6 protein-coding genes are annotated in these 5,147 nt (G+C 67.1%); 3 read left to right on the plus strand and 3 right to left on the minus strand.

Translation table 11 applies throughout. The features are described 5' to 3' along the window. Nucleotides 1-694: serine/threonine-protein kinase (locus A9W95_RS11295; RefSeq protein ID WP_156746140.1), on the minus strand; the 694-nt coding region annotated here is incomplete at its 3' end. Nucleotides 695-808: 114 nt separating this feature from the next. Next, the gene (locus A9W95_RS11300; RefSeq protein WP_067412207.1) at nucleotides 809-1,690 is read right to left on the minus strand and encodes a peptidylprolyl isomerase; all 882 of its coding nucleotides are present in this window, start codon (nucleotides 1,688-1,690) and stop codon (nucleotides 809-811) included. A gap of 126 nt (nucleotides 1,691-1,816) precedes the next feature. On the opposite strand from A9W95_RS11300, the gene A9W95_RS11305 reads away from it, so the two are divergent. Then, nucleotides 1,817-2,491, plus strand: a complete 675-nt coding sequence (locus tag A9W95_RS11305) for an MBL fold metallo-hydrolase (RefSeq protein WP_067412211.1) — start codon at nucleotides 1,817-1,819, stop codon at nucleotides 2,489-2,491. Then, the gene (hisS, locus tag A9W95_RS11310) at nucleotides 2,488-3,750 is read left to right on the plus strand and encodes a histidine--tRNA ligase (RefSeq protein WP_067412214.1); all 1,263 of its coding nucleotides are present in this window, start codon (nucleotides 2,488-2,490) and stop codon (nucleotides 3,748-3,750) included. Before A9W95_RS11305 ends, hisS begins: the two co-directional genes overlap by 4 nt. Here hisS and A9W95_RS26850 read toward each other — a convergent pair. Continuing rightward, nucleotides 3,668-4,252: a hypothetical protein gene (locus A9W95_RS26850; RefSeq protein ID WP_156746138.1), complete on the minus strand. Its 585-nt coding sequence runs from the start codon at nucleotides 4,250-4,252 to the stop codon at nucleotides 3,668-3,670. The two genes, hisS and A9W95_RS26850, sit on opposite strands and share 83 nt — an antisense overlap. A gap of 79 nt (nucleotides 4,253-4,331) precedes the next feature. Here A9W95_RS26850 and A9W95_RS11320 point away from each other — a divergent pair. Further along, a partial coding sequence (locus tag A9W95_RS11320) for a 13E12 repeat family protein (RefSeq protein ID WP_156746139.1) occupies nucleotides 4,332-5,147 on the plus strand: 816 nt, incomplete at its 3' end.

Here is a 5,147-nt window from a genome sequence, read left to right on the forward strand (position 1 = left end):
CTTTGGCCATGCCGCGCGCAATGACCGTGTCGAACGCCGGCGGTAGTCCGGGCGTCATGGCCGACGGCCGCGGCGGCGGGTCGTTGAGGTGCCCGCTGATCTGTTCTTCCAGGCTGTCACCGGGATAGGGGCGCGTCCCGGTCAAGCACTCGTGCAGCACGCACGCCAACGAGTACACGTCGGCGCGAGGGTCGGTGCTGCCCCGGAACCGCTCGGGGGCCATGTATGCCAGCGTGCCCATGGTGTGCCCGGTGGTGGTGATGGCCGTGTCGGCGGTGGCGCGGGCGATGCCGAAGTCGATGAGGTAGACGAAGTTTCGCGCTTTGGCGATCAGGACATTCGACGGTTTGACGTCGCGGTGCACCAACCCCACCTGGTGGGCGCTGTCCAACGCCCCGGCGACCTGTTCGACGATGGCTACAGCGGTGGCCGGGTCGAGCCGGCCGCCGTTTTCGGCGATGAACGCCGCCAGATCCCGGCCCTCGATGAGCCGCATGTCGACATAAAGCCGGCCATCGATCTCGCCGAAGCTGTGGATCGGCACGATATGCGGGTCGTTGAGACTGGCGGCCGTGCGCGCCTCGCGGCGGAATCGGTATTCGAACTCGCGGTCTTCGGCCAGGTTCGGCGGAAGCAGCTTGATCGCGACGACCCGGTCGGTCTCGGTGTCGTAGGCGCGGAACACCTGGCCCATGCCGCCGCGGCCCAGCAGTCCAAGCAGACGGTATCGCCCGAAAGTGGTTTCGGATTCGCTACCGGCCACCGATGTCCCTTCCCTCCCCGCACGCCCGGCGTGCACGGACTCACGTTAGTCCAGTAGCACCGACTTGATCGTGACTTCAGTAGCTGGTGCGCCGTCTTCACCGCCCCCGGCAACACCGCCGGCGGCGATCTTGTCCAGGGTGGCCAGACCGTCGGACTGGATGGTGCCGAACACGGTGTAGTCCGGTGGCAACTGCGAGTCCTTGTAGACCATGAAGAACTGGCTGCCGTTGCTGTTGGGGACGCGGGAGTGGGCCATGGCGAGGGTGCCGCGCGGATACAGGACGGGCTGTTGCAGCGCAGGGTCGTTGGGCGGGTATTGGTCGGTGGGATATTCGTTGGCGAACTGATAACCCGGACCGCCGGTGCCTTCACCGGTGGGGTCGCCGCACTGCAGCACGCCCATGTTCGGCGAGGTGGTCAGCCGGTGGCATTTGGTGTCGTTGAAGTACTTCTGACCGACCAGGCTGGCGAAACTGTTGACGGTGCAGGGCGATTCGTTGTTGGCCAACATGATGCCGACGTTGCCCTGGCTGGTCACCATGCTGACGCTGATAGACGCGGGATCGGTCGGGATCTTGCCGGTCCGCGGCGGTTTGACCGGCTTGGCCGCCGGTTGCTGCGAGGCCGGGTATTGACAGTTGGCGCCCACGTTGGCCGACGGCTTGAACGGCGGTAGCGGCGGCGCGGCTCCCGGGGCGGGCGGCGAGGTGGACGCCGAACTGGTCGGGCTGGCCGACGGCTTGCTCTTGTCGTCGTGCTTGGTCAAGACCACGGTGATCACCACCGCGGCGATCACGGCCACCGCGGCCACCGAGCCACCGATGATCGTCAGCAGGCGGCGCCTCTTGGCTTGCTTGGCGCGGCGCTCCAGCTGCCGTTCGAGTTTGCGCTTGGCGGTCGCGCGGCGCTGTTGATTGGTGGGCACGGCCGATGTCCTCCCTGCTGTCGGTGAATCGGGCCGAGTGGCCAGCCCAGGCTAATGTGGGCGCCGCGACCCGTGTCAAGTGGCCCGCACTCCGGCCGCATCGTTCGCAGATGGGAAACTGGAAGCGTGTTGATCACCGGATTTCCCGCGGGGTTGCTGCAGTGCAACTGTTACGTGCTGGCCGAGCGGCCCGGGACGGACGCGATCATCGTCGACCCGGGGCAGCGTGCGATGGGCCCGCTGCGGCGCATCCTCGACGAGCAGCGGCTGACCCCGGCAGCGGTGCTGATCACCCACGGGCACATCGACCACATGTGGTCGGCGCAGAAGGTCTCCGACACCTTTGGCTGCCCCACCTACATCCACCCCGAAGATCGCTTCATGCTCAAAGACCCCATCTACGGCCTGGGCCCGCGGATGGCTCAACTGGTCGCCGGGGCGTTCTTCCGCGAGCCCAAGCAAGTCGTCGAACTCGACCGCGACGGGGACAAACTCGACCTAGGCGGCATTTCGGTCAATGTCGACCACACGCCGGGGCACACCCGCGGATCGGTGTGCTTCCGCATCCTGCAGGCCGCCAAGAACGACGCCGACGTGGTATTCACCGGCGACACACTGTTCGAGCGCTCGGTCGGGCGCACCGACCTGTTCGGCGGCAGCGGCCGCGGCCTGATTGGCTCGATCGTCGACAAATTGCTCGTGCTCGACGACCAGACCGTGGTACTGCCCGGGCATGGCAACTCCACCACCATCGGCGCCGAGCGCCGCTTCAACCCGTTCCTCGAAGGGTTGAGTCCATGACGGAGTTCTCGGCGCCCAAGGGAGTGCCGGACTACGTGCCACCGGATTCGGCGCAGTTCGTCGCCGTGCGCGACGGTCTGTTGGCAGCGGCTCGCCGCGCCGGCTACGGGCACATCGAGTTGCCGATCTTCGAGGACACCGCGCTGTTCGCCCGTGGGGTGGGCGAGTCCACCGACGTGGTGTCCAAGGAGATGTACACCTTCGCCGACCGGGGCGACCGCTCGGTGACGCTGCGGCCTGAGGGCACCGCCGGGGTGGTTCGCGCGGTGATCGAACACGGCTTGGACCGCGGGGCACTGCCGATCAAGCTGGTCTACGCCGGCCCGTTCTTCCGCTACGAGCGCCCACAAGCCGGTCGGTACCGCCAATTGCAGCAGGTCGGCGTCGAGGCGATCGGCGTCGACGACCCAGCACTGGACGCCGAGGTCATTGCCGTCGCCGACGCGGGTTTCCGGTCGCTGGGCTTGGACGGCTTCCGCCTGGAGATCACCTCGCTGGGCGACGACAGCTGCCGCCCGCAGTACCGAGATCTCTTGCAGGACTTTCTGTTTCGGCTGGACCTGGACGAGGAGACGCGGCGGCGTGCCGAGATCAACCCGCTGCGGGTGCTCGACGACAAGCGCCCGGAGGTGCGGGCGATGACCGCCGACGCGCCGGTGTTGCTCGACCACCTCTCCGACAGCGCCAAGCAGCATTTCGATACCGTGCTGGCGCACCTGGACGCCCTTGCAGTGCCCTACGTCATCAATCCGCGCATGGTCCGCGGCCTGGACTACTACACCAAGACCACCTTCGAGTTCGTCCACGACGGCTTGGGCGCGCAGTCCGGCATCGGCGGCGGCGGGCGCTACGACGGGCTCATGCGTCAACTGGGTGGACAAGACCTCTCCGGCATCGGATTTGGCCTGGGCGTGGACCGCACGCTGTTGGCTTTGCGCGCGGAGGGCAAGAGCGTGGGGGAGACCGCACGCTGCGAGGTGTTCGCGGTGCCGTTGAGCGATGCGGCGAAGCTGCGCCTTGCGGTGTTGGCCGGGGAGTTGCGTTCGGCCGGGGTTCGCGTCGATTTGGCCTACGGTGATCGCGGGCTCAAGGGAGCGATGCGGGCGGCCGACCGCTCCGGCGCTCGTCTCGCGTTGGTCGCCGGGGATCGCGACATCGAGGCCGGGGTGGTCGGGGTCAAGGATCTTGCGACGGGGGATCAGGTGTCGGTGGAGGCGAAGTTGGTTGCGGCTGAGGTTCTTTCGCGGCTCGGTCGGTAGGTTTCTGCAGGGCCGTCCTGACCAAGACGACCGTCCCAGCGATGACCAGCACCGCACCCGCGGCGATGCCTACCAGTGGGGCAGTGAACTGTTCGGCAGCGACGTATTGGCCGACGGCATAGCGGGCGTCGGCGGGTCCGGTGCAACTGACCGCGTAGTTTCCCTCGGCCGCGGGCGTGAAGTGGTAGACCGCTCGCCATGGTGTCGGGCGTAGCGGGAAGTCGTCGGGGGAGAGGTCGGGCGTCGGCAACGGGGCGGCGAACACGCTGCACCGGACATCTTGTCCGGCCGCACCTTTGGCGTAGATCGACTTCGTCTCGCCGGCCCGTACCCGCAACATCGATCGCTGGCCTTCGCTGAAGACTTCGACATCGGTGGGCACTCTGCTGAGGACTCGCTTCGCGGCGACGGCGAACAAGATGGTGGCCAGCACCGCGCCGAGGATGAGGAGCACTGCGCCGATAGCCAAACCGAGGCGGCGCTGTCGTTGGTATGCCTCCATGCCAAACATCTTGTGTCACTTCGGTTTCAGGAGCAACATCGCGCGGCTTTTTGTCGGCCGGTGGTCGTATCATTCGAACATGGGTTCGAGTACGCGTGAGGAGATCGTTGAGGCATATACGGCCTTGCGCGACGCAGTCACGCGCGTGCTCGACCTCAGCTATGACGCGCTGACCACGCCCGAGCGATTGGTGTTGCTCGATACGCAAGAACAACAATGTCGGCGGCTTCCCGCAGCGCGGCACGAGTTGATCAACCAGCTTGTCGCACAGGCCAGTGAGGAAGAGCTGGGTGGTCGGCTGCCCGCGGCGTTAGCGGCCCGGTTGCGGATCACCCGCGCCGAGGCCAATCGGCGCATCGGGGAAGCCGCCGACCTCGGTGAGCGGCGGGCGTTGACCGGGCAGGTGTTGGCGCCGCGGTTGAGCGCCACCGCCCACGGCCAGCGCGAGGGCCGCATCGGTGAGGGGCAGGTGCGGGTGATCCGCGAGTTCTTCCACCGGCTGCCCGCCCATGTCGATGTGGAGACCGAGGAGAAAGCCGAAGCCCACCTCGCCCAGCTGGCCGGCCAGTATCGGCCCGATCAGTTGGCCAAGCTCGCTGAGCGGCTGATGGACTGCCTACACCCTGACGGGGACTACACCGACGACGACCGCGCCCGCCGCCGCGGGATCACGCTCAGTAAGCAAGACGTGGACGGGATGTCGCGACTGTCTGGCTATCTGACTCCCGAAGCGCGCGCCACCCTGGAAGCCGTGCTGGCCAAACTCGCCGCGCCGGGCATGTGCAACCCCGACGACGAAGCACCGTGCGTGCAAGGATCGCCGTCCGAGCAAGCCATCAAAGGCGACCTGCGCTCCGCCGGGCAACGTAACCACGACGGGCTGCTGGCCGCCTGC

It is taken from the genome of Mycobacterium sp. 1423905.2 (assembly GCF_001673155.1).
GTDB lineage: Bacteria > Actinomycetota > Actinomycetes > Mycobacteriales > Mycobacteriaceae > Mycobacterium.